Origin of the sequence: Streptococcus orisratti DSM 15617 (assembly GCF_000380105.1) — a bacterium.
In the GTDB taxonomy this organism is placed as follows: Bacteria; Bacillota; Bacilli; order Lactobacillales; family Streptococcaceae; genus Streptococcus; species Streptococcus orisratti.
Map to the genome: position 1 here is coordinate 38,640 of NZ_KB904482.1, position 25,238 is coordinate 63,877.

18 protein-coding genes, 2 pseudogenes and 1 riboswitch are annotated in these 25,238 nt (G+C 37.8%); of the genes and pseudogenes, 16 read left to right on the top strand and 4 right to left on the bottom strand.

Annotation, left to right across the window (positions count from 1 at the left end; translation table 11 throughout):
* Nucleotides 1-11: 11 nt before the first annotated feature.
* From A3I7_RS0108125 to asnS, 4 genes and pseudogenes are all read left to right on the top strand, one after another.
* Nucleotides 12-482, top strand: coding sequence for a cell wall elongation regulator TseB-like domain-containing protein (locus A3I7_RS0108125; RefSeq protein ID WP_018376291.1), 471 nt, complete (start codon nucleotides 12-14; stop codon nucleotides 480-482).
* Nucleotides 479-1,663, top strand: coding sequence for a pyridoxal phosphate-dependent aminotransferase (locus tag A3I7_RS0108130; RefSeq protein ID WP_018376292.1), 1,185 nt, complete (start codon nucleotides 479-481; stop codon nucleotides 1,661-1,663). Before A3I7_RS0108125 ends, A3I7_RS0108130 begins: the two co-directional genes overlap by 4 nt.
* Nucleotides 1,664-1,671: 8 nt before the next feature.
* Nucleotides 1,672-2,046 (top strand): annotated as a pseudogene (locus A3I7_RS14310) (VOC family protein).
* 17 nt (nucleotides 2,047-2,063) lie between these two features.
* Complete coding sequence (asnS, locus tag A3I7_RS0108135; protein WP_018376293.1) at nucleotides 2,064-3,410, top strand: asparagine--tRNA ligase; 1,347 nt, start codon at nucleotides 2,064-2,066, stop codon at nucleotides 3,408-3,410.
* A 61-nt stretch (nucleotides 3,411-3,471) separates the two neighbouring features.
* On the opposite strand, the gene A3I7_RS0108140 is transcribed toward asnS, so the two are convergent.
* From A3I7_RS0108140 to A3I7_RS13715, 4 genes are all read right to left on the bottom strand, one after another.
* A complete protein-coding gene (locus A3I7_RS0108140; RefSeq protein WP_018376294.1) occupies nucleotides 3,472-4,020 on the bottom strand; it encodes an ECF transporter S component in 549 nt (182 codons plus the stop codon).
* A gap of 5 nt (nucleotides 4,021-4,025) precedes the next feature.
* On the bottom strand, nucleotides 4,026-5,006 hold the full coding sequence (locus A3I7_RS0108145) for a nucleoside hydrolase (RefSeq protein ID WP_018376295.1): 981 nt from the start codon (nucleotides 5,004-5,006) through the stop codon (nucleotides 4,026-4,028).
* A 91-nt stretch (nucleotides 5,007-5,097) separates the two neighbouring features.
* Nucleotides 5,098-5,142, bottom strand: a riboswitch (PreQ1 riboswitch).
* Nucleotides 5,143-5,572: 430 nt separating this feature from the next.
* Complete coding sequence (locus tag A3I7_RS13710) at nucleotides 5,573-8,158, bottom strand: acyl-CoA dehydratase activase-related protein (RefSeq protein ID WP_083907234.1); 2,586 nt, start codon at nucleotides 8,156-8,158, stop codon at nucleotides 5,573-5,575.
* Nucleotides 8,159-8,168: 10 nt separating this feature from the next.
* Nucleotides 8,169-9,944 carry an acyl-CoA dehydratase activase gene (locus A3I7_RS13715; RefSeq protein WP_083907236.1) on the bottom strand — a complete coding sequence of 592 codons (1,776 nt, stop codon included), beginning with the start codon at nucleotides 9,942-9,944 and terminating at the stop codon, nucleotides 8,169-8,171.
* A 186-nt stretch (nucleotides 9,945-10,130) separates the two neighbouring features.
* Between A3I7_RS13715 and A3I7_RS0108155 the strand changes: the two genes are divergently transcribed.
* The 12 genes and pseudogenes from A3I7_RS0108155 to galE all read left to right on the top strand — a co-directional run bounded on the left by A3I7_RS0108155 (nucleotide 10,131) and on the right by galE (nucleotide 25,178).
* Nucleotides 10,131-10,739, top strand: coding sequence for a TetR/AcrR family transcriptional regulator (locus A3I7_RS0108155; RefSeq protein WP_018376296.1), 609 nt, complete (start codon nucleotides 10,131-10,133; stop codon nucleotides 10,737-10,739).
* Nucleotides 10,740-10,799: 60 nt separating this feature from the next.
* The gene (locus tag A3I7_RS0108160; RefSeq protein WP_018376297.1) at nucleotides 10,800-11,549 is read left to right on the top strand and encodes a DUF1003 domain-containing protein; all 750 of its coding nucleotides are present in this window, start codon (nucleotides 10,800-10,802) and stop codon (nucleotides 11,547-11,549) included.
* 55 nt (nucleotides 11,550-11,604) lie between these two features.
* Nucleotides 11,605-12,969 carry a DUF4832 domain-containing protein gene (locus tag A3I7_RS0108165; protein ID WP_026217190.1) on the top strand — a complete coding sequence of 455 codons (1,365 nt, stop codon included), beginning with the start codon at nucleotides 11,605-11,607 and terminating at the stop codon, nucleotides 12,967-12,969.
* Between the two features lie 237 nt (nucleotides 12,970-13,206).
* Nucleotides 13,207-15,255 (top strand): hypothetical protein, encoded by a 2,049-nt coding sequence (locus A3I7_RS0108170; RefSeq protein ID WP_018376299.1) that lies wholly within the window; start codon nucleotides 13,207-13,209, stop codon nucleotides 15,253-15,255.
* A gap of 12 nt (nucleotides 15,256-15,267) precedes the next feature.
* Nucleotides 15,268-16,167 (top strand): hypothetical protein, encoded by a 900-nt coding sequence (locus A3I7_RS0108175; RefSeq protein WP_018376300.1) that lies wholly within the window; start codon nucleotides 15,268-15,270, stop codon nucleotides 16,165-16,167.
* Between the two features lie 6 nt (nucleotides 16,168-16,173).
* Nucleotides 16,174-17,996: pseudogene (locus A3I7_RS13235) on the top strand (DUF2194 domain-containing protein).
* Nucleotides 17,997-18,035: 39 nt separating this feature from the next.
* The gene (gene pelF / locus A3I7_RS0108185; protein WP_026217192.1) at nucleotides 18,036-19,439 is read left to right on the top strand and encodes a GT4 family glycosyltransferase PelF; all 1,404 of its coding nucleotides are present in this window, start codon (nucleotides 18,036-18,038) and stop codon (nucleotides 19,437-19,439) included.
* Complete coding sequence (pelG, locus tag A3I7_RS0108190) at nucleotides 19,440-20,912, top strand: exopolysaccharide Pel transporter PelG (protein ID WP_018376302.1); 1,473 nt, start codon at nucleotides 19,440-19,442, stop codon at nucleotides 20,910-20,912.
* Between the two features lie 31 nt (nucleotides 20,913-20,943).
* On the top strand, nucleotides 20,944-22,716 hold the full coding sequence (locus tag A3I7_RS0108195) for a CotH kinase family protein (RefSeq protein ID WP_018376303.1): 1,773 nt from the start codon (nucleotides 20,944-20,946) through the stop codon (nucleotides 22,714-22,716).
* On the top strand, nucleotides 22,706-23,434 hold the full coding sequence (locus A3I7_RS0108200) for a polyphosphate polymerase domain-containing protein (protein ID WP_018376304.1): 729 nt from the start codon (nucleotides 22,706-22,708) through the stop codon (nucleotides 23,432-23,434). The genes A3I7_RS0108195 and A3I7_RS0108200 overlap by 11 nt, the downstream gene beginning before the upstream one ends.
* A gap of 32 nt (nucleotides 23,435-23,466) precedes the next feature.
* Complete coding sequence (locus A3I7_RS0108205; protein ID WP_018376305.1) at nucleotides 23,467-24,132, top strand: DUF4956 domain-containing protein; 666 nt, start codon at nucleotides 23,467-23,469, stop codon at nucleotides 24,130-24,132.
* Between the two features lie 35 nt (nucleotides 24,133-24,167).
* Nucleotides 24,168-25,178: a UDP-glucose 4-epimerase GalE gene (galE, locus tag A3I7_RS0108210; RefSeq protein WP_018376306.1), complete on the top strand. Its 1,011-nt coding sequence runs from the start codon at nucleotides 24,168-24,170 to the stop codon at nucleotides 25,176-25,178.
* Nucleotides 25,179-25,238 lie beyond the last annotated feature (60 nt).

A 25,238-nucleotide genomic window follows, 5' to 3' on the forward strand; every position in this document is an offset into this window, starting at 1 on the left:
AGGAGTGCTCAATGAAAAAATTAACACCAGTAAAGCAATATTTACTGGGCTTTAGCTTTGTCTTTATCGCTCTTCTGATTGCAACAGTTGTCATGTTTTATTCAGCCATAAAACCTCGTAAAGATGCGGAGAGAGAGGCTGTCAGCGTAGCTCAAAATTATGCTAAGTTGACTAAGGTAACCTCTGTCGATGTTTACAATGGTAGCAGTGCTTATTATAGTGTCCATGGTAGTGATACCAAAGGAAAGAGCAAGGTTGTTGTTATTTCCAAGAAAAATCAGAAAATTTATATTTTTGATTTGTCATCTGGCATTACCCAGAAACAAGCCAAAGCATCCGCTAAGAAAGAAGGTGCTAAGACAATCTCACGAGTGGTTTTTGGTCTTCGTGATGGAAAGCCGATTTGGGAAGTTAAGGCAGAAAATGGCTATTATCTTATTGATTTTGAAACAGGTGAACTCGTTAAAAGGGAGGGTATATGACGAAACTATCAAACCGTGTTTTGGAAATGGAAGAAAGTGTGACCTTGGCAGCCAGTGCGCGTGCGAAAGCATTGAAAGCGCAAGGACGTGATATTTTATCTTTAACTCTGGGGGAGCCAGATTTTGTAACACCAAAAAACATCCAAGATGCTGCGATTAAGTCAATTCAAAATGGACAGGCAAGTTTTTATACTGTAGCTTCAGGTCTACCAGAATTAAAAGATGCTATCGGAACCTACATGGAAAACTTTTATGGTTACACTGTTCCACGAAATCAAATAGTGGTAGGAACAGGGGCAAAATATATCTTGTATGCCTTGTTTGCCACAGTCTTAAATCCAGGTGATGAAGTCATTATTCCAACTCCTTGCTGGGTTTCTTATGTTGATCAAGTGAAGATGGTTGATGGCGTACCTGTAACAGTCCAAACAAAGGAAGCCAATCATTTTAAGGCAACAGTTGAACAATTAGAAAATGCACGAACTGATAAATCTAAGGTCCTTTTGCTCAATTCACCATCTAATCCGACAGGTATGATTTACAGCAGAGAAGAACTACAGGCCATCGGTGACTGGGCTGTAAAACATGACATCCTTATTTTGGCTGATGATATTTACGGGCGTCTCGTTTATAATGGCAATGAATTTACAGCGATTTCAAGCTTGTCTGAGGCCATTCGGAAACAGACTATTGTTGTTAATGGGGTGTCCAAGACCTATGCTATGACCGGTTGGCGTGTTGGTTTTGCAGTTGGTGATTCAGAAATTATCTCTGGCATGGCTAAAGTTATCAGCCAAACAACCTCAAATCTTACGGCTGTTTCACAGTATGCTGCCATTGAAGCTTTAACTGGTGATCAATCGTCCATTGAAACCATGCGTCAAGCTTTTGAAGAACGCCTAAATACTATTTATCCTCTATTAGCTGAGATTCCTGGCTTTGAGGTGATTAAGCCACAAGGTGCCTTTTACCTTTTCCCAAATGTCAAAAAAGCTATGGAGATGAAAGGTTATACAGACGTGACAGCATTTACGAATGCTATTTTAGAAGAAGCAGAAGTTGCCTTGGTAACAGGTGCAGGGTTTGGTGCCCCTGAGAATGTTCGTTTGAGCTATGCAACTGACCTTGATACCCTTAAAGAAGCTGTTCGCCGTATTAAAGAGTTCATGGAAAAGAACTAGGGTGTTTTATGATTGACCACTTTAGCATTTGTTTTAAAAATCTACAGTCTCAACAGCCTTCTATCGAAAAACTCTAGAGCCACATGGTTATAAATTAAGATTCGACAATGAATATGCTGTTAGCTTTGGTTAGCTTAGAGGAAGTGCTCCTGCTGGAGATTTTTGGTTGGAGAGTGGTCAAGCAAATCCCCGTCACTTTGCTTTTAATACAAAGATGCATAAGAAGTTGAAACCTTTTACCATACAGGTTTAGCTGCTGGTGACAAAGATAATGGCGCTCCTTAGGAACGTCACCATTATCATGAGGGGATGACGCAGCTTTTATCATTGATCCAGACAGTAATAATATCGAGGCTGTTTGTCACAAAGAGGAATACAATTAGAAAAGAGAAAAAAATTAATGTCTAGAAAATTAGTAACGATTATTGATGTGCCTAAGCATGTAGGAGAAGAAGTGACTATTGGTGCTTGGGTTGCCAACAAATCTGGGAAAGGTAAGATCGCCTTTCTTCAACTCCGAGATGGCTCTGCTTTTTTCCAAGCAGTTGCTTTTAAACCAAATTTCCTTGAAAAATTTGGTGAAGAAGAAGGAGCTGCTAAGTTTGATACCATCAAACGTTTGAGCCAAGAAACGTCTGTTTATGTGACTGGTATCGTCAAAGAAGACGAACGTTCAAAATTTGGTTATGAACTTGATGTGACTGATCTTGAAGTGATTGGCGAATCGGTTGATTACCCTATCACACCAAAAGAACACGGTACAGACTTCTTGATGGACAATCGTCATCTCTGGTTGCGTTCACGTAAGCAGGTTGCCATTCAGCAAGTTCGTAATGCGATTATCTATGCCACTTATGAATTTTTCGAGAAAAATGGCTTTATCAAGTTCGATAGCCCAATCCTTTCTGGAAATGCTGCTGAAGATTCAACAGAGCTTTTTGAAACAGATTATTTTGGAAGCCCAGCCTACCTCAGTCAATCAGGTCAGCTTTACCTAGAAGCTGGTGCTATGGCACTTGGTCGTGTCTTTGACTTTGGTCCTGTTTTCCGTGCGGAAAAATCTAAAACTCGCCGTCACTTGACAGAGTTCTGGATGATGGATGCCGAGTATTCCTTCCTCTCACATGAGGAGTCGCTTGATTTGCAAGAAGCATATGTTAAAGCTTTGATGCAAGGTGTTATCGACCGTGCTCCACAAGCACTTGAAACTCTTGAGCGTGATGTTGATGCTCTTAAACGCTACATTGCAGAGCCATTTAAGCGCGTGTCTTATGATGATGCCATTAGCCTTCTTCAAGAGCATGAGGCAGATGAAGATACAGATTATGAACATTTGGAGTATGGGGATGACTTTGGATCACCTCATGAAACATGGATTTCAAATTACTTTGGTGTCCCAACCTTTGTGGTTAACTATCCAGCAAGTTTCAAAGCTTTCTACATGAAACCAGTTCCTGGTAATCCAGAACGCGTGCTTTGTGCGGACCTTTTAGCCCCTGAAGGTTACGGTGAAATCATTGGTGGTTCTATGCGTGAGGATGATTATGATGCCCTTGTTGCTAAGATGGATGAGCTTGGTATGGACAAGTCAGAGTACGAGTTCTACCTTGACCTTCGTAAGTACGGATCAGTGCCACACGGCGGCTTTGGTATCGGAATCGAGCGAATGGTGACCTTTGTTGCTGGTACAAAACACATCCGCGAAGCCATCCCATTCCCACGTATGTTGCACCGCCTCAAACCTTAACAGTCTGGTAAGACAGACAATAATAAAAATCCTTTGGTATTGAAACCAGAGGATTTTTTGACTAATCAAGCAGACTAGGGGTATATTTTTTCAATGATTTGACAACTGCGATGACGATGATGAGGCTAAGTAGTCGGTCAATGTAGTCGGTACTTGCCTGTACCAAAACAAGGCTAGTTGTCATGTCAACCCCCATGCTGTGCAGAAATTGGGCAAGTAGGCTCGACCCGCTTGATGTGATTCCATGAAAAAGAATAACAGTGATGGCTGATGACACAATGGTTCCTGGTAGGGAAACGAGTAAGCTTTTCCAAATCAAGCTCGTAACTTTGCTATTTTTCTTAACCAAAAAACCAGCAATGACAGCCACAATGATGGCAACTGGAGAAAAATAGAGGGAGAAGATATCCATCGTCATCCAGCTCAGCAAAGCGCTGATGATAGCAGCGGCAGCTCCAAGCCAAGGACCGAAGACAACTGCAACGAGTAGCGTGCCGATGGTGTCAAGGTAGAGGGGCAGGCGCAGGAAAAGCGCGATATTGGCTCCAACATAATTGATGGCAATGGCGATAGCCATAAAGGCAATCAGGCGGGCGTGTGATTTTTTCATGTATTTTATCCTAACTGTAAATTATTTAGGTCATGTGCGATGACCTCTTTTTGTGCATTGAGAATGACAGTTAGAAAATCCGTCCAGAATAAGTGGGTATTGACTGAGGTTAAAATGGTGCTATTACTAGGTTTGTGGTGGAAGTGATACTGATCAACCACGGTTTGGCCTATGGCAAGACCATCCGTTACGACATCAGTGTAGCTATCAAAACCAGTGCAAATATCGTCATTGATAAAATGGGCAATTGCTAAAGGATCATTGATGACACAACCAATGATATGCTCGTACTCCCAGTGAAAATCAAAGTAAAAGCGGGTAATTTTGGCAATGAAGTCAACTATTCTAGAATTGAGGTGGCTCATGTACTCTAGGTGATTAGGGGTTAGGACAATGCTGCGCGTGACATCAAGTCCTACCATTTCCACCTGACGACCGAGCATTTGGAAAACTTGCTGGGCAGCATGGGGATCACACCAATAGTTGTATTCCGCAACAGGTGAACAGTTACCATGGGATTTGAAGCTACCGCCCATACTGATGAAGCGGCTGCAGTGCTGACCCAAGTTTGGGTTACGCTCAATGGCCTTAGCGATATTTGTTAGTGGTCCAAGAGCAATGATGGCCGTGTCTTGCTCACTAGCGAAATAGTCCGCTAAGAAAGCATCAGCTGATTGCTCCTGAACCCGATAACTAGTCTTAAGCTGGAAATCATTTTCTCCTAGACCATCCATGCCATGGGTGTCCTGTGCAGACACATAGTTACGAACTAGTGGTGTAGCTGCTCCCTTATAAACAGGTATGTCCAAGCGGTTCAGCAATTCCAAACTGACAAAGGCATTTTTGACACCAAGTTCAATAGGGCTATTGCCAGCCACAATGGTCACAGCCACCACCTCAAGCTCTGGGTGCTGCAAAGCATAGAGCAGAGCCAAAGTGTCATCAATGCCTGGATCGCAGTCAATGATAATTTTTTTCTTGGTCATTGTATTCTCCTTTCCTTTCAAATTAAAAGAGCCTTGTTAAAAACAAAGCTCCTCAAAAACGGCCTTACACGAGACCTTTTATGTTTTTTGCAGTCACTTAGTTTTTTATTCTGGGAAGTTTTCGAACCAGTCCAGAAGCGAACTTCTGATTTATGCACGGTTATTATTATAATACGGATTGGTAGATTTGTAAACTAAGCGTGAAAAAGAAGTGTCACCTTTCAAAAAATCCTACTCATATTGACTTCAACAGTGGGGAGGCATTAGAAAATTGGAAATGAAGATAAAAATCGAGGCTGGGACAAAAAGATTTTGATGTTTGAAATTCTTTATCGCCCACTCTTCAAATTGATAAATTAGCTATAAAAAGCGAACAAGATAGAATTCTGAGTGTCAGAAAACTAATTTTGTTCGCTTTTTATAGTCTTTTAGTTTGCTTTTAGTACAAGGCAAGGAGCTGCAGGCAGTACTGGAGTACGGCAAGGCGAGTTAACGAAGTAATAAAAGATAAACTAGTTGACTATATATTTAGGATTGGACTTTTGTTCCAGCCTCGAAGTTAGCTTTTATGCTTGAGTTTTGTTCATTTTCTTAGCAGTAGTCATCATGAGACGAATACGATTGAGTTGGTTGACTTCTGATGATCCTGGATCGTAATCGATTGGAGCGATGTTTGCGCCCTTGTATTGACGGCGCAATTCTTTGACCATCCCTTTTCCGACGATATGGTTAGGCAGGCAACCAAATGGTTGTAGGCAGACGATGTTCTTGACATCGTTATTGAGCAGTTCAATCATTTCACCGGTCAGGAACCAACCTTCACCAGTGTGGTTACCAATTGAGATAATCTTAGAAGCACCTTCTGCGATGTCATAAATAGACTCAATACCTTCAAAGCGTTCAGATTTTTCTAAAGCCTTGTTCATTGGTTTTTCAAGGAGCTTGATGACATCAATACCTAGTTTGGCAAAGCGGCGAGCCTTTTGACTCATGTTAAGTTCGTCAGCTTTCCAGATTTGGTTAAAGAGTGAGTAATTCATAAATCCAATTAGGTCAGGGACAACAGCTTCGCCTCCTTCACGTTCGATAATCCCCACGATATCATTGTTAGCCGTTGGGGCGTATTTGACGAGGATTTCACCGACGACACCAACCCGCGGTTTGCTGTCAAAGTCGATAGTTTCAAGAGTGTCAAATTCTTTAATAATACGTTTCATGTTGCGGTTGAACTCAAAGTATGAGCCTGTCTTGATGTTGTGTTTGGCGGTGCTCAGCCATTTATCATAAAGGGCATTGGCAGAGCCAGGGACAGCCTCGTAAGGGCGGACACGGTAAAGGACACGCTCAAAGAGGTCACCATAGAGGACGCTGATGAGTAGGCGCTTAACAAAGGGAAGGGTGAGGTTCCAACCTGGAGTTTCCTCAGTCCCTTGGTTACCCATAGAGATGGAAACAACGGGAATTTGTGGGAAGCCAGCATCTTTAAGCCCTTTGCGAAGGAGTGGGATATAGTTGGTAGCACGACAGCCACCACCAGTTTGCGTCATCATGACACTGGTATTGTCAAGGTCGTACTTGCCAGATTGAAGGGCTTCAAGGATTTGTCCGATAGAGATGATAGCAGGATAGCAGGCATCGTTGTGGACAAATTTGAGGCCGACCTCAACGGCTTGACGATCCATTGCTGGCAGAATTACGACATTGTAACCGGCTTGCTTGAAGGCTTCTTCGATAAGACCGTTTTGGTGGATAGGCGAGAGCATTGGCATAAGCAGCGTGTGGGTCTTCTTCATTTCCTTAGTGAAGGCTGGCTCTGGCTTGTGTTCTTCCTCCTCTAGTTTTTTTGAAAATTGCGGAGCTTGATTGAAGATGTGGTCTAGGTTGCCTTTTTTCAACTTGGCATCTCGTTCTTCCACGGCAGCCTTGAGCGAACGTAGGCGAATGCGGATGGCCCCCATATTGCTGCCTTCATCAATTTTTAAGACAGTATAGAGTTTGTTGTGACCACGCATGATTTCTTCAACTTGATCAGTGGTAACGGCATCCAATCCGCAGCCGAAACTGTTAAGTTGAACCAATTCCAGATTAGGATTTTTTGCAACAACTCTAGCTGCTGCATAAAGACGCGAATGATAGACCCATTGATTGACAACACGCAAGCCATTGACTTCCTCTAAGCCTGAGACCATGTCTTCGGTAAGCACATGAAAGCCCTCTTGGGTGATGATGTTGGCAATTCCATGATTGATTTCAGGGTCGAGGTGATAAGGGCGGCCAGATAGGACAATGGCTTTTTCGTTTTTCATGGCAAGACTGGTTAGCAATTCGTCTGCTTTATCTTGAAGGTCTTTTTTGAAGTCATCAAGAGCCTTATAACCATTATTAACAGCTGTACGAATTTGTTCGATGGTGATGTCCTTGTAGGTGGCAAAAGCTTTTGATAAAGAATGCACCAAGGTTTCAGGGTCAGCCAGATTGACGAAAGGATGGTAGAAAGTCACTTCACCATCACGGATAGGATCCATATTCTTTTCAATAACTTCTGGATAGCCTTGAACAATAGGGCAATTATAGTGGTTAGGGGCCTTGCTATTTTCGATGCGTTCGTAGATAACACTAGGATAAAAGATGGCATCTACTTGCTTGTCAATCAAGGCTTGGATGTGACCGTGAACCAGCTTAGCAGGGTAGCAGACTGTATCAGATGGGATGGTCTCAATTCCTTTTTCGAATAAAGTTTTGTCTGATTTGGGTGAAATCTGTACACGAAAGCCAAGGTCAGTCAGGATAGTATGCCAAAGTGGATAGTTTTCATACATGTTCAGCACACGTGGAATACCAATTGTGCCATGAACTGCGTCACGTTTTGATAAGGTTTTGAATTTAAAGAGTTTCTTGTATTTGTAATCAACGAGATTTTCTTTGGCATTGCTACGGTCAAATTTGATTTTGGTGACTTTTTCAGCACCGCGTTCGCAGCGGTTTCCTGTAACGAATTTTGAACCATCAGGAAAAATGGTGACTGTTAGTGCACAGTTGTTTTCGCAGAGACCGCAGCGGGTGAATTCTTTCTCAGATGTGAAGCTATCTAGTTCGTCCAAGCCCATCAGGCTAGAACCAGCTCTGCTATTTTTAAATTTATCTTCAACCATTTAATTCTCCTTATGTCATGGCAACTGCTTCATGAGCTTGTGCATGGATCTCATCTTCGTATTTTTCTTGAGCAATGAGAGCGCAGCCATAAGCTCCCATGAGTCCGGCAATACTTGGGCGGACAACTTCGCGGCCAGAGACAAGTTCAAAGGCACGCAGAACGGCTTCGTTATAAAAGGTACCGCCTTGCACAACAATTTTTTCACCGAGGTCTTCGGGGCGTTTGAGTTTGATAACTTTGTAGAGAGCATTTTTGATGACTGAGTAGGAAAGCCCTGCAGAAATGTCAGCAACGGTTGCCCCTTCTTTTTGGACTTGTTTAACTTTAGAGTTCATGAAGACCGTACATTTAGAACCGAGGTCAACAGGGTGCTCCGCTAGCAAGGCAACCTGAGCAAAGTCTTTAACATCGTATTTAAGCGATTTTGCAAAGGTTTCAATAAAGGAGCCGCAGCCAGACGAGCAAGCCTCGTTGAGTTGGATACTTGAGAGGGCTCCGTCTTGGACAGACATGGCTTTCATGTCTTGTCCACCGATGTCAAGGATAAAGTCAACGCCGGGATTGAAGTAGTTGGCAGCCTTGAAGTGTGCTACCGTTTCAACTTCACCGTAATCTACACGAAGCGCAGCCTTAATCAGATTTTCACCGTAGCCCGTCACACAAGAACGAGCAATATAGGCTTCTTCTGGCAACTGATGATAGATTTCCTTGATAACGGCAATGACAGATTCCAGAGGTTGTCCCTTGTTGCTGCCGTAGTGTTGGAAAAGAATATTGCCATCTGAGTCGGTCAGGATGAGCTTAGAAGTGGTGGATCCTGCATCAATTCCGAGAAAGACTGGACCAGAAGCATTAGCGATATCTTTATATTGAGCGCTAGCTTCATTATGGCGTTGGCGCCAAATATCTAACTCATTTTGATCTTTGAAAAGGACATCCAAAGTATTTTTAGGCACCAGTGATTCCGAGGTATTGTGATTGAGGTTATCAATAATTTGTGATATTTTGAGCACCGTTTGGTCTTCGTCAAAGGCTGCCCCCATGGCAACGAAGAGTTGTGGATTTTCTGGGAAAATCACATTTTCAGGTGCGATATTGAGCGTTTCAATGAAACGTTGGCGCAATTCACTCATGAAGTAGAGTGGTCCACCTAAAAAAGCAATATTTCCGGTAATTTTACGTCCTGATGCTAGACCTGCTATGGTTTGATTGACTACCGCTTGGAAAATGGAAGCAGCGATGTCTTCCTTGCGGGCTCCTTCATTGATAAGGGGTTGTACGTCAGTTTTGGCGAAAACCCCGCAGCGACTGGCGATAGGATAGATAGTTTCATAACCCTTAGCTAATTCGTTAACGCCATTAGCATCTGTTTTGAGTAGTTCTGCCATTTGATCAATGAAGGCACCTGTCCCACCAGCACAAGTTCCGTTCATGCGTTGCTCAAGTGCGTCACCAAAGAAAGTCATCTTAGCATCTTCACCACCCAACTCAATAACGACATCAGTTTGTGGGATAAGCTTCTCAACAGTAGTTGTAGCCGCAATAACTTCTTGAACAAAAGGAATTTCAGCAGCGTCAGACAAACCCATACCACCTGAACCTGTAATGGCAATGGAGACCACTTGGTCACCAATTTCTGAGATAGCTTCTTGCAAAACTTTAATGGTTGCCATCTTGACATCTGAGTAATGACGTTCATAGCGAGCAAAAAGTAGATTATTATCTTCATCGAAAACAACGACTTTGACCGTTGTTGACCCAACATCTATACCAGTTTTGTACATTTATCTTTCCTCATTTTCTAGGCGACAATTTGTCAGTCTATCAACATTCTGTTGCTTATTCAACAGAGTGTTTGCTATAATATTATTATAAAACTATGCTTGTCAAATACAATCGTTGATTTTGGGGAATCTGTTGTTTAAACAACACCTAACTAACAATTTGTTGTTTATCTTAGAGGAAAATCTATGAAATTTACTGATATTCGCTATTTAAGAACTGAAAAGTTAATTTTTGATGCATTTACAAAATTGCTGAGTCAGAAAGATTATGAAAAAATTACGGTTCAGGATATTGCTGATGAAGCTATGATTAACCGTGCCACCTTTTATGCCCATTACGCCGATAAAGAAGCCCTTCAGCAAGGTATTCAGCAGCAAATGTTGCAGCAAATGTCTGACATGATTGATGCTGCTCAGATTGCGACAGAAGATACGGTTATGGTAAAAAAGGCAGAGCAACTTTTGACTGACTATTATCGAACACTTGAAAAAAATAGTTCTTTGGCTCAAATTGCTCTAAAGAGTATTTCACAAGAAATTATGCAAAAAGGATTCGGGGACTTAGTTAGGGAAAAGTATGCCCATATCTTAAGCAGGCTTAATGTGACAGAGTCAGGCCAGCCAGTCCCGACTGATTTTATCGTTGCCTATCTAACTAGTATTTTTACAGGAACTTTATCGTGGTGGATAAAATCTGGTTTTGACATGCCAGCTAAGGAACTAGCTCGTTTGGTGATTACTTTAATTAGCAATGGTCATCTGACTGTTCTTGGTATTAGCATCAATAGAAACTAAATAGTGCTGAGAATTCAGTGATTTTTTGCTATAATAAGTCATGGAAAGAAGGTGGATCCTATGTTAGAGGAAGAGTGGATTATTGATGGAATTGATCATCTTAACTACCGTGCAGTTGAGGGTGTTTACTTATCTGAATTAAATGTCGGACTTAAAAAGCTGATTTTACATGATTATCCGGAGTTATCTGATAGTAGTTTTGTGAGTAATGTTCATTTGGTGAAGTATCGTTTGATATTTATGAAAAACGTTATTGATAAAGCTAATAAAAAGAACGACTATGTTCGTGAGACTGTTTATGAAGTTACAAAAAATCAAGCCTATGAAACAATGGATGTGCAGGAAGAGTGGGACAATACGATTACTTTTGGTCAGAAAATAGCTGACATTGTCGCACGTTTTGGAGGTTCTTGGACATTTATTATCTCCTTTGTTTTTTTAATGGCGGTTTGGATGGCGTTCAATGTTTTGAAACCGTTTGGTCTTGTTTTTGATGCTTATCCCTTCATTTTATTGAATTTGGCTCTGTCAACACTAGCTGCCATTCAGGCTCCTTTAATTATGATGAGTCAGAATCGTTCTTCTGATTATGATCGTTTGCAGGCTAAAAATGACTATAGGGTTAATCAGAAATCAGAGCAAGGTATCCGACTTTTGCACACCAAGATTGACCACCTTGTGCAGCAAGATCAGTCAGATTTGTTGGAAATTCAGAAGTTACAAACAGAAATGCTCGCTTCCATGACCCAGCAAATAGCTGATTTGCAGGCTAGTAATCAAGAATTACTTGGGAAAATTAATCAACTATAAAAATATCAGGTTAGACTATATTGTTGCTTAGAATAAGTTGTTTGAAAGGTATGGGATGAAGAAGAAGGTTATTATAGCCGTGATATTAGTGTTAATTATGGTTTTTGCGACAATATTTTGTACTTATTTGTTTAAAGTTGCTTATTATCAAAGAAATTTTTCTTATTCGGAAAAAACTTTCGGTAATGCTTTGATAGGATATGCCCCCTCGGCATTGGAACAAACTGTTTCAGATGATATTAACCTTCTTTATGTGGATGTTACATGGAAAGAATTGGAACCAGAAAAAGGCTGTTATCAATGGGAAGATATAGAGAAGGAGAACCAATTTGATAGATGGCGAAGTGAGGGAAAACATATTGTTCTGCGCTTTATATTAGACTATCCTAGCACAGAAAAACATCTAGATATTCCTAACTGGTTGTATGAATCTTTAGAAGATCCAGGAGACTGGTACAACTCTTCCTCAGGAAAAGGATTTTCACCCAATTATGCTAACTCCAAGTTACTTACCTATTATCAAAAAGCAATTGAAGCTATGGGAGATCGTTGGGGGCATGATAGTTTAATCAGTTATATTGAACTTGGAAGCCTTGGACATTGGGGGGAATGGCATGTTGAACAGGAAGCAGGTATTCGAGCGCTTCCTAAGAATACTGTTCGTGAGAAGTATGTTGAACCATGGTTATCAGCATTTCCACAGGCTTCTATTTTGATGAGACGTCCCTTTACAACTGCCAAAAAACACCACTTAGGTCTCTATAATGATATGACTGGAAATGTAGAGAGCACAAATGAGTGGTTAGATTGGATAGAATCAGGAGGCGCTTATGATCAAACTGGGGAACAAGATTTAACTGCTATGCCGGATGGATGGAAGACTTCACCAATAGGTGGGGAATTTACGAGTGCCAATTCAATGTGGGTACTTATGGGAAGAGATTTACAGCAAACTATAAGCCTTGTCAAAAAATCACATACAACTTTTTTAGGACCTAAAATTGCTGAAGATATTAATGATGAAAAATCGGGATATAACCAAATTTTAAACAATATGGGTTACCGTATTTGGATTTCTTCGGCAAAAATGACGAAGTTTGGGAAAAAAACAAGATTAACCATGACTTGGAAAAACTCAGGAGTTGCTCCTTTTTACAAAGATTGGAAGGCCTATGTTTATGTCAAAAACTGGGCAGGTATAATCGTAGAAAAAGTTGAAGTTCCGATTAATATCAAAAAAATACTTCCTAACGAGTCGGTAACAGTGTCGGTTTACCTAACCTCAAAAAATGTGGCTGAAGCAACTAAAAACTATTATCAAATTTCGTTGGGAATTGTCGACCCAATGACTAAAAAAAACGCAGTGAATTTTGCTGTTAAAGGACAAGAAAATCAAAAAGAGCTAACTTTATTTGAGTGATAATATTTACCTATTCTAAATAATAAGCATACCATATGGTGAAAAATTAGCATATGGTATGCTTATTACTTTTTGTTTGAAAAAACAAAAAAATATCATTTCGATGTCGAAAGTTACAAAACAGATATTCCGAGAGTATTTATTTTGATAGATGACATTCCTTTGTTACAATAATATGTTAGAATGCTTTTGTATATAAAATAATTTGATTAAAAGAATTAATATGGAGTTAAAAAGATGACAGTTTTACTAGTAGGAGAAGTTAATAATTTTTCAGCGGATAATCTAATTTCCTCTTTTCCTGATGAAAAGTTAATTGTTTTAGGAAAATTGGAAAAGTCGTCTAAAAAAATCAGAGAAATAGATATTAACACTTTTTCTAGCTTTGAGTGGTTATGTAAAACATATAATATCCGAGAAGTTGTATACTGCTCAGATACTCTCAATGAATTTAATCAGGGAGAGGATGAGATTAAGAAATTAAGAGTATTTTTAGAAGGTATCAAAAAAATACGCAGGATTAAGATGATTTATCTAACTGGTCCTGATGTTAATTTTAGAAATGAGACGAGTCGGAGTATTGTGATGAAAAGCGCCGAGGAGTTATGCTATTTTTATGCTGAACAATGTCAGTTTTCTTTAAAGATTTTGCGCTCTTTGTACACTTACAATATTTCCCAAACTACAAGTCGTTTGGGGCAGTTGATTGCCAAAGATCAATTTGGAGAAGAGATAGATTTTGTCTTAAACCCAGAACAATTAGCTTACTATATCTATCCTAATGATCTGTTTAGTTTATGTTATCGCATCTTTGATAATTGGGATTATCAGTTTGAATGTCTCTCTGTTCCTGATGTCTTTCATATTAGGTACAGTGACATTCTTGAAAAATTAAATTTATCAAAACGGTCATTATTTTTTATAGAGTATCCTCTTTTTGAATTAGGTGATGTTAGCGCTAGTCAGTTAAAGGATCAGTATGGTTGGTTTCCTAAAGTATCAGTTTTAGATGAGTTGCAAAATAATGTTACTCCGAAAAGTAGGCGACAGACAGGGCGAAAAGAATATTTGTTGCATGTTTACCAGAAACTTGGTTTGCAGAAAAATTATGTAAAAATTGTAGAATTGATATTACTGTTTTTTATCAGTGAAGCGCTATCTCATATTTTAAGTCAGCAGGTTTATTTCAAAGTAGTTGATTTTCGTCTTTTCTTTATTTTAGTTATTGGGCTTAATTTTGGAATAGCCTATGGGTTGCTAGCAGCATTATTAGCTAGCTCAGGTTTAGTTTTTCAAAATGTTAGTGCCGGAAATAATATTATGACGCTCTTCTTTGAGCCTTTGAATTGGATTTCTTATATAATTTACATTGTCTCTGGTTTGGTGAGTGGCGCCGTAAAAGAAAACAAACTTGAAGAGCTAACTACTCTAAAATTAGATAATGCAAATCTAGAGGGACAGTTAAATGTTGAACGTCAATTTATTGAAGACTTACTAGTTGAAAAAACAGAATTGACTCATCAAATTTTGGGTAGAGACGATAGTTATGGAAAAATTTATCAATTTCTCAAGCAATTGGATGTACCTTATTTAGATGTTTTTACGATTAATTTGCTTCATTATTTGTCAGAAGTTTTTGGAACAGATGCAATTTTCGTCTATTCCGTTGAAAAGGGAGAACTAGGAAAACGTCAGCTAGGTATTGAAGTTAATACTGACTATTTTACAAAAGGTTCTCAACAATTTGATTTATTACAAGCACAGATAGCCGAAAATCAGATATGGGTAAATCATCGCTTGAAGGAGAATCTTCCCGCATACATGTCTTCCTTAACATATAAAGGCCATAATGAATTTTATATTATTATTCAGGAGGTTTCATTGGAAAAAATGAATCTTTACCATCAAAATTTATTTAAAGTTTTAACTAATTTGGCTAACATGTCCTATCAACGTATAAATTCCAAGCAGTCGTTTTTAGAGGGGGAGCATCTTATTCAAAAATTGGAAACGTTGAGAAGTTTAGGTGAGCATCGTTTTGCAGGAGAGGTACTTACCTTACATCTTACGCGACCAGAGTCTTTGAATCATATACATTCAAAAATGACTATTTTTGATACCTTTGGTCAGGTTGGCGGAAAATTTTATCTCGTAATCAATACTCGCTATGGTTTTTCAATTCAAGAATGGACGGAGTATTTGATGAAGAGTGATATTCAAATTCAAATGGCGGAAAGTATTGAAGATGCCATTGAAAATATCCAGTTTGATCAGATGGTTTCATAAGAAAGGAAAAATGTGTTAATTATTTTGTTTTTTGCTCTCCACTTTGTTGTTGTCATTTATTTTTTACTTGCCGAGAAAAATAATAAAGTGAATCTGGACGTTTACCTAAGGTTTCTGTTGCTCTTTCTTCCTTTTGTAGGAGCAATTGCGGTTTATAATATCGATAAAGATAGAAAAGGAAAAGCAGGTCATTCTCGTCTAAGCTTTAAAGATGCTATCCCTTGGATGGCAGAGGATGAATTTGAAGATGATGAGGTGACACAATTCAATAATATTTCAAAAATTAACAATATTGTTCCTTTTCAAGAAGCACTGATTTTAAACAATGCAGGAATTAAGCGTGAACTTATTATTGATGTCATTTTTGAATACCCTGATCAGTTTGTACCATTGCTTCATCAAGCTCGTCTTAATGAAGATGTAGAGGTTGTTCATTATGCTACAACGATCTTATCGGAACTTGTTGCAAAATATGATAGTCAACTTCATGCATTAGAAGAGAAAATAATGGATAATCCAAATAACACGGAATTACAAATGGAGTACATTTCTTTCTTGAAAAGATATATAGAAAGTGAAATTGCAGAGGGGTTTTATGGTAGCACCTTAAAGAAACACTACATAGGACACCTTCAAAGGCTATTAAATCAAGGCATTGTTCCGGAAAAAGAGTTTTGTTTGGAACTTGCCAAAATTCATCTTGAAAATAAAGATGAGCGAGTTCTTAGTCAGTTGTTAAATTTACTTTTTCAATTGTTTCCTAATGATGAAGATATCTGGATGTTGAAATTAGAAGTAATTGTTTCAAAAAAATCTAGTCAGGAATTAGAAGACTTTTTAACAGAAATAAAGAATAAAAGTGTATACTTCTCAGCTAAAAATCGGGAAGTACTTGCTTTTTTCCAACAGTAAGGAATTATGATAAAAAAAAGAAAATATAAGTTTACAAGTTTGCTGTTTGCTTTTGGAATTCTTGTGGTATTAGCTATTGGTCTGTTTATTGAGCGTAATGGCATAAATTACACTAGCAAACAATCTTCTTATTATTTGAATGTCTCGCAGGTAAAGACAAAATCGGAGGCACTTTCAGCTATACCAGTTAACAATTTAGTAATTTTTAATTCTAGTAACGAAACTTCTGCCAGTGCTATTAATAATTTTAAGCAGATTTTTGAAGATATGAAAGTTAGTACGGCCTATGTTGATGTTGCTACAGAAGCGATCCCAGATTTTACGAGCTACAAATCAGTAGTTGTTTTGACTCCCGATATTGAGCCACTTGGGGTAAAGGCAATTGAGCTAATGGACTGGGTTGAAGCCGGTGGTAATGTCATGTTTGCCATGACAATCCAAAAGATAATATGAGTTCAATTATTGAACATAAGTTAGGAGTTGTCACCTCTGCCTATGAGTATGCCTTAGTAAATAAGGTTCATATCAAAGATGGCTTTATGCTCGGTGGCGGAAAAGATTATAAGATTGATGAAGCTTTTGAATCTGCTTGGGGAGTTGAATTAGATAGTTCAGCTCATGTTCACATGACTACTGCTGATGACAATAAAACTCCGCTTATTTGGGATTATCAATTAGGAAGTGGTCGAGTTGTTGTTGACAATTTTGGTATTTATGTCAAAGCAATGCGTGGTTTTTATTCAGCTTCTTATTCACTTTTAGATGATGTAGGAGTTTATCCAGTAATCAACTCAGCAGCTTTTACATTGGATGATTTCCCATCGCCAGTTCCTAACGGTGATGGGAAATATATTAAACATGATTATCATATGAATATTTCAGAATTCTATACTAATGTTTGGTGGCCAAATATGATTAGTTTATCTGAAAAATATGGTATTAAATACACCGGTGTCGTTATTGAAAATTATGAGAATGATACCTCTGGTAAGATAAAACGTCAATCTGATTCATCACGTTTTACTTATTTTGGGAACATGCTTTTGCAAATGGGTGGGGAAATTGGCTATCATGGATATAACCACCAACCATTTAGTTTGTCTAATGTTGATTATGGTGATGCTTTTGAGTATCATACATGGCCAAATACTAAGGCAATTGGTAATTCTCTGAATGAACTAATTCGATTTACAAATAGTTTATTTCCAACAGAAGAAAAATCTGTCTATGTTCCACCGTCAAATATTTTATCAGTAGAAGCGCGTGATTTTATTGTTAAAAAGTACCCCCAAATTAAGGTTATCGCAAGTAGCTATTTTTCAAAAACATTTGAATATGAACAAGAATTTGCTGTTGCAAACGATGGGATGATTGAGGAACCACGTATTAGTTCTGGGACTATCATTGATGACTACATCAAATTAACCATGGTTTCTGAGTTAAACATGCACTATGTCAGCCACCATTTTGTTCATCCAGATGATCCACTTGATGTTGATCGCGGTGCTAAATTGGGTTGGGATAGGATGTTTGAAAACCTTTCTAAGCAAATGGACTGGCTTTATAAGGCAGCTCCCAACATTCGGAATCAAACTGAATCGCAGATGGGTGGTGCTATTCAACGTTTTTCTAGTATTACTGTTACAAAAGAAGTTACAGATGCAGCATTTACATTTAAACTAGGTAATTTTGTTGATGAGGCTTATCTCATGGTTCGTATCAATAAAGGGGAAATAGGGAAAGTGAGTGGAGGAGAGTTAGAACATTTAACGGGAAATCTTTATCTCCTTCACGCCACCAACAATACCGTGACTATTCAAAGAAAATAGAAATTCTGTAACTTTAAGGAATTTTAGAAAGGAAAAATCGTGAGGATTTGCTTAATCTTAGAAGGATGTTACCCTTACGTTAATGGTGGGGTATCTTCTTGGATGCACAATTATATTAATGAGATGACAGAACATGAGTTTGTTCTAGTTACCATTGGTGCTAATGCTAAAAGTAAAGGGAAGTTTAAATATCAACTAGCTGACAATGTGGTGGAAATTAAAGAAATTTTTCTTGATGATGCTTTTTCTTTAACTACAAAAAAAGATAAGCTAACGTGTGATTTTACGTCAGAAGAACGTCAGGCCTTAAAACATTTGATTGCCTGTAAAAATCCCAATTGGGAAATACTTTTCAATATTTTTAACGCTCATCATCTATCACCAATTGATTTTTTAGAAAGTCCGATTTTTTTAGAACTTCTGATAGAAGTTATGGAAAAAGAACATAGTAATCAGGCTTTTTCAGATGTGTTTCATTCAACCCGATCGATGCTTTTACCTGTTTTGTATTTGATGGGAACTGAAATGCCTAAGGCAGATATTTATCATTCCATTGCAACAGGCTATGCAGGGTTGATTGCTAGTTTAGGAAGCTTCCAGCACCATGCTCCTCTCCTATTGACAGAACATGGTATTTATACGCGTGAACGTGAGGAAGAGATTCTTCGGTCAGATTGGGTTTTGCCAAGCATGAAGCGACAGTGGATTCGATTTTTCTATATGTTGTCAAACTTAATCTATTCTCGTGCTAATCGTGTGACTAGCCTCTATACAAAAGCGAAATTTATCCAAGAGGAAGTAGGGTGTGATATTGAGAAATGTCAAGTGATTTCGAATGGTATTCACTACGAACGTTTTTCAAAAATTCCTTTAAAGGAAGAAGATGGCTGGGTTGATATTGGGGCAATTGTCCGAATTGCACCTATTAAGGATATTAAGACGATGATTTATGTTTTTTACGAATTATCTCAGCGTTATCCTAAAACACGATTACATATTTTAGGCGGTGTTGATGATAAGGACTACAATAAAGAGTGCCATCAACTTGTGAAACAATTAGGACTTAACAATGTTATTTTTACGGGTCAAGTTGATATCGTGCGGTATATGGAAAAATTAGATTTCACGATTTTAACTAGTATTTCAGAAGCACAACCTCTATCTGTCATTGAATCAATGGCTGCTAAACGTCCTTGTGTAACCACTGATGTTGGATGTTGTCGTGAACTACTTGAAGGAGGACCGGGGGATAAGTTTGGAATAGCTGGTTATTGCATTCCACCAACTTATCGATTAGGATTAACGCACGCTATGGAAAAAATGTGCAGTTCTCGTCAACTAAGGGAGAAAATGGGGCTAATTGCTCAAAAGCGTGCCCAAACTTACTACCTTTATGAGACCATGATTCAGCAGTATCGAGACTTATATGAGGAGGTGATATAGATGGCAGGTATTGGGTTTTCAATCAATAAGCTTGTTAAGGAAAAAAATTTTTCTTCTAAGCCTAGGGCTTTTGCTTATGCAGCTATCGTAACAATAGGCCCACTTTTATTTGGCGAACTCGTTTTAGTGGCTGTTTATGCTTTAACTAATTTCTCAAAAGTGATAGTCGCGGATAGAAATTTAATTGTGGCCATTATTACTTATGGCTTATTAGCATCGTTAATCATCAATGGCGCTTCGTCATTAGTAATTTCCAGATACCTATCTGATAAGCTTTATGCTAAAAAAATTGGAGATATTTTGACTACTTACTGGGGAAGCCAACTTTTCTTGCTTACGGTAGGTGGACTCATTTATGGAATTTTTATTATTTTTTCAGGGATAGGGATTTTTTATAGCGTTTTGGCTTGGCTTTTGTTTTGTGAATTGTTGCTTTCGTGGAATGCTTTGAATTTTTTAACTATTTTGCGAGATTATCAGGGGCTTTTTAAATCTTTTAGTTTGACTATTGTTACTACATGTGCAATGGGAGGGATTTTCTTTTTGATTGGGATGGCCCCAGTTGCGGCCTCTATTGGAGGAATGATTATGGGTTACGCCAGTTTCTTTATTCAAACAACTCAGTTATTATATAGACAGTTTTCGGGACGTATTCATTTTAAACGCTTGTTCTCGTTTCTTGACTATTTTGATGAATTTTGGAAGTTGTCTGTTATTGGTTTGTCGACTCAGCTAGGCTTGTTGGGACATGTCATTTTGATTTGGTTTAGCCCTATTGGACAAAAAGTGAAGGGGTTATTCTATATTGCACCTTATTACGATTTGACTATTTTCTTAGCATCGTTAAGTATGTTAGCAACAATAATTAGTTTTACTATTTTTTTAGAAGTTGATTTTTTCAAGATTTATCGAAAGTATTACCAAAGTCTTGATAAGGGTGCTACTCTAAATCAAATTAAGAAAATAGAAACTGATATGATAGACTGCTTAAAAAATGGTTTAAGAAAGGCCTCTTGGATACAAACCATTGTGACTTTATTATCAATTTCAGTTGGTACAGCTATTTTGAATAATCTTCCCTTAGGTTTCAACAGTACAATGGGTGGTTATTTCAGGATACTTTGTGTAGCTTATGCCATCTATGGTATTGCTAATATCTTATCCTTGTCGTCTATGTATTTCGGAAATGTAGAGGGAAGTTTTCAGTCAGGAATAGTCTTTGTTCTGATTACCTTATTGATGACCGTTGCTGTTATGTTTATCAATGACCTATTTTATGGTTTTGGTTTTTTAATTGGATCTGCAGTTTATTTTATCTTAGTGTGGTGGCAGTTAGAAAAAACTACGAGTAATGTGCTCTATCAAATTTTAGGAAAGCAGCCAATTATTCAACAGACACATCAAGGATTTTTTTATCGCCTATCAAAAACGTTGAATAAAAAAGTAAGAATTTTGGTAAGGAGAGGTTCATGAAAAAGAATAGAAATTTGGTAAGGAGAGGTTCATGAAAAAGAATAGAAATTTGTTAGTGGTTGTTTTCCTTTTCTTAACCGCAGCAGCCCTAGTCTGTTTGGTTGGAGTTCTTACAGTGAAAGATAAGGAAGATTCTAGTCTTAAAATAAAAAAAGAAAAAATAAGCTACTCTAAGAAAAATTATCATTTAGCAGACAATGAGGCTCTGTATGAAACTCAAGATAATAAAAGTGTTGAAACGATGTACTTGACTGTCAGACGTGGCAGTGATTCAGAAAATACTAATCATTCTTGGTCAGAAATTAATGGTCTCTCAGTCTATGACTATGAAAAAATGGGGGTTAATCGTTATAAAATTTTAGGCCTACTCCAAGTTGGAAATGAAAATGGACCACAATCAGGAAAATTAGGCTATGGTGAGGTCGTGCCAAATGCTACTGTCCAAGTTCGGGGACAGACCTCAAGTAGAAATTCACAAAAGAATTTCAAAATTGAGATAAAAGATGGTAAGGGATCTTGGTATGGTCAAAAAACAATCAACCTTAATAAACATCAAACAGAAAGTCTCCGTTTTCGTAATAAACTATCCTATGCTTTGTTGGAAAAAATTCCTCAAGTTTTAAGTTTGCGAACTCAATTTGTTCATCTCTATGTTAAAGACACTACAGGCGATAAACCAAATGAATTTGTCGACTATGGTTTATATACACAAGTTGAGCAACTAAACAAAGCAGGGATGAGGGCTCACAATTTAGATAGCAGTGGGCAACTTTATAAAGTTAACTTTTTTGAGTTTATGGATGAGAACAATGTTATTAAATTAACAAGTGATCCTGATTATGACAAAGAAAAATTCGAAGAAATGCTTGAAATAAAAGGATCAAGTGATCACAGCAAATTGATTAAGTTAATCAAAAAAGTTAATGACAGTTCCAGCAGTTTTTACGGTATTTTGGAAAAATATTTTGATATAGATAATTTATCTTATTGGATGGCGTTTCAAATTTTAATGGGGAATCATGATACTCAGAATCGAAATATGTATCTATACAGCCCTCTAAATTCTCAGCGCTGGTACATTATTCCTTGGGATAATGATGCATCACTTTTTGAAACGGAGTATGAAATAAAAGGTTTTACTGGAAGTTCCGATTGGGAGTCGGGTATTAGTAATTATTGGGGTAATGTCCTTTTTAGACGGGCATTGAAAACAAAGGAATTCCGCAAGGCTCTTGACAATGCTATTGAAGATTTACGGAAAAATTACCTTACAGATAATCGTATCACGGAACTATCAAATGAGTTAGCCGCCACAGTGGAACCCTACATTACTGAAACCCCTGATTCTACTTATTTAGGAGTTTCTATGGCAAATCATGAAAAAATACTAAAAGCCTTACCTTCAGAAGTTGAAAGTAATTATCAAAAATATTTTGAAAGCTATCAAAAACCAATGCCGTTCTTTATTGCAACACCAGAAAAAACCTCTGATAAATTAAAATTAAGTTGGGAGAGTGCTTATGATTTTAACTCTGAAGACATTACCTACACGGTTGAGGTTTCAAAAAATTATGATTTTTCAGATACCATTTTAAAACAGGAAAATCTTAAATTGACTAGTATTAATATGGATATGCTAGAAGAAGGACAGTACTTCATCCGAGTTAAGGCAACAAATACTTCAGGTAAATCTCAATACGCTTTTGATTACTACGTAGCAGATAATTTAGGTAAAGTCAGTGGTATTAAATCTTTTTATGTTAATTCGGATAAAACAGTTAGTGAGGACAAATATGAAGAATAACAAAGAGGTTTATAGACATGAACAAAAATACTTGATTTCTAAAAAGGATCAATATCTCATACGTCAACGTTTACGGGAGTTGATGATTTTGGATAAGCATGTTAGGGAAAATAGCTATACCATTCGGAGTCTGTATTTTGATGATTATTGGAATAGTGCTTATGAAGATAAGCAAGCGGGGGTGCTTAAACGGAAAAAATACCGTATTAGAATATATAATTTCTCAGCAGATATCATTAAACTTGAAAGAAAACGGAAGCATGGAGCATATATTTACAAGGAGGATGCTCCTCTAACTCAAGAAGAATTTTATAAGATTTTGGATGGTGACTACACTTTCTTGCTGCACAGTCCTTACCAACTTTGTCAAGAATTTTATGTAGAATGTATCGCAAACGCTATGAAACCAAGGACAATTGTTGACTATGAACGAGAACCTTGGACCTTGAATGCAGGAACGGTTCGAGTCACTTTTGATGAAAATGTGCGGGCAGCGATAGGGAGCTTTGATATTTTTGATGCTAATCTTCCTGCATTAGAAGTTTTAGAGCCAGATAAACTTGTCATGGAAGTTAAATATACGGAATTTTACCCAGAAATTATCAAGGAAATTATTCCATCGGACGCTATGGAATACACAGCAGTTTCCAAATATGTCCTTTGCTACGATAAAAGTAATTACAATCGCAGTTTTAATGATTATTGGTATGATCATTAGTCCTATTAGATAATAAAGAAAAGAGAATAATAATGAGTATTCAAGATGTTTTGAAAAAGTCGTTTGTCAGTTCGTTTTCGGGGGAAGATCTTCAGAAAGTTCTTTTGTCCCTCTTAATCTCAATTATCATGGGAGCTATCATTTACTTGATTTATAGACAGTTTTACACAGGAGTTGTCTTCTCACGCAGCTTTGCCATTACTCTGGTTGGCATGACTGTTTTGACTTGTATGGTGACTTTAGCCATTAGCTCAAATATTGTTATTTCACTTGGTATGGTTGGAGCCTTGTCTATTGTACGTTATCGGACAGCTATCAAAGATCCAATGGATTTACTCTATATCTTTTGGGCGATAACTACCGGAATTACTATTGGTGCGGGAATGTACCTTCTGGCTTTAATTGCTGCTGTTGTCATGGTTGGACTTTTTATTGTTTTTTACCATTATCAGCAAACAGGAAAAGTTTATATTGCTGTCATTCATTATAAAAATACTGATATAGAAGAAAAGGTACTGCAAGCATTTGGGAAGATGAAATATTTTTTGAAAGCCAAAACAGTCCGTAAAGGTTTAGTAGAGCTATCTGTGGAAATATTCTGCAAGGATGAAAACCTTGCCTTCTCAGAGAAAATTCAAGCCATTGAAGGAGTGGAAGATATTACTCTTATCCAATATAATGGTGAATATCATGGCTAAGGAAACAAATTATAACGAAAGTGAGGAGTAATCTTATGTCAATCTTATTAACAGGCGGGGCCGGTTACATAGGCAGTCATACTGCTGTTGAATTAATTACAGCAGGTTTTGAAGTTATCATTGTTGATGATTTTTCAAATAGTTCCCCAGAAGTTTTAAATCGTTTGAAAACTATAACAGGGCAAAATATTCCTTTCTACGAGGGAACTATTCTTGATAAGACCTTTTTAAATAATATTTTTTATGAAAATGATATTGAAGCAGTTATTCATTTTGCGGCTTTTAAGGCGGTTGGAGAGTCTGTTGAGCAACCTTTAAAGTATTATAAAAATAACATTACTGGTACGATTACCCTTCTTGAAGTCATGAATGCACATAAGGTGAAAAACATTGTTTTTAGCTCAAGTGCAACGGTTTATGGAATAAATAATATTTCACCACTGACAGAAGAACTACCAACTTCGGCTACAAATCCATATGGCTATACCAAGGTTATGATGGAACAAATTCTCATAGATGTGGCAAAAGCTGATCCAGAGTGGTCTGTTACCCTGCTGCGTTATTTTAACCCGATTGGTGCTCATGAAAGTGGACTAATTGGCGAAGCGCCAAATGGTGTTCCTAACAATCTCGTCCCCTATATTACACAAGTTGCAGTTGGAAAACTTAAAGAGTTAAGTATTTTTGGAGATGATTATAATACGTTAGATGGTACAGGGGTTCGGGATTACATCCATATTGTTGATCTTGCTAAAGGTCACGTTTTAGCTCTTAAACAGAATCTTGGTGCACAAGGTAGTGATATTTTCAATCTTGGTACAGGTAAAGGGTACAGTGTTTTAGAGCTTGTGAAAGCTTTTGAAGCGGAAAATCATGTTGCGATTCCTTATGTGATAAAACCACGACGTGCGGGAGACATTGCAACCTGTTACGCAGATGCTTCAAAGGCCAACAAAAAATTAGGCTGGAAAGCCCAAAAGACTCTTCAAGATATGATGAGAGATTCTTGGAGATGGCAAAGCCAAAATCCAAATGGTTACCAGTAGTAAATTATTGGCTACTTCACTATCTGGGGTGCCTTAGCAATCTATAATTGATACCATAGT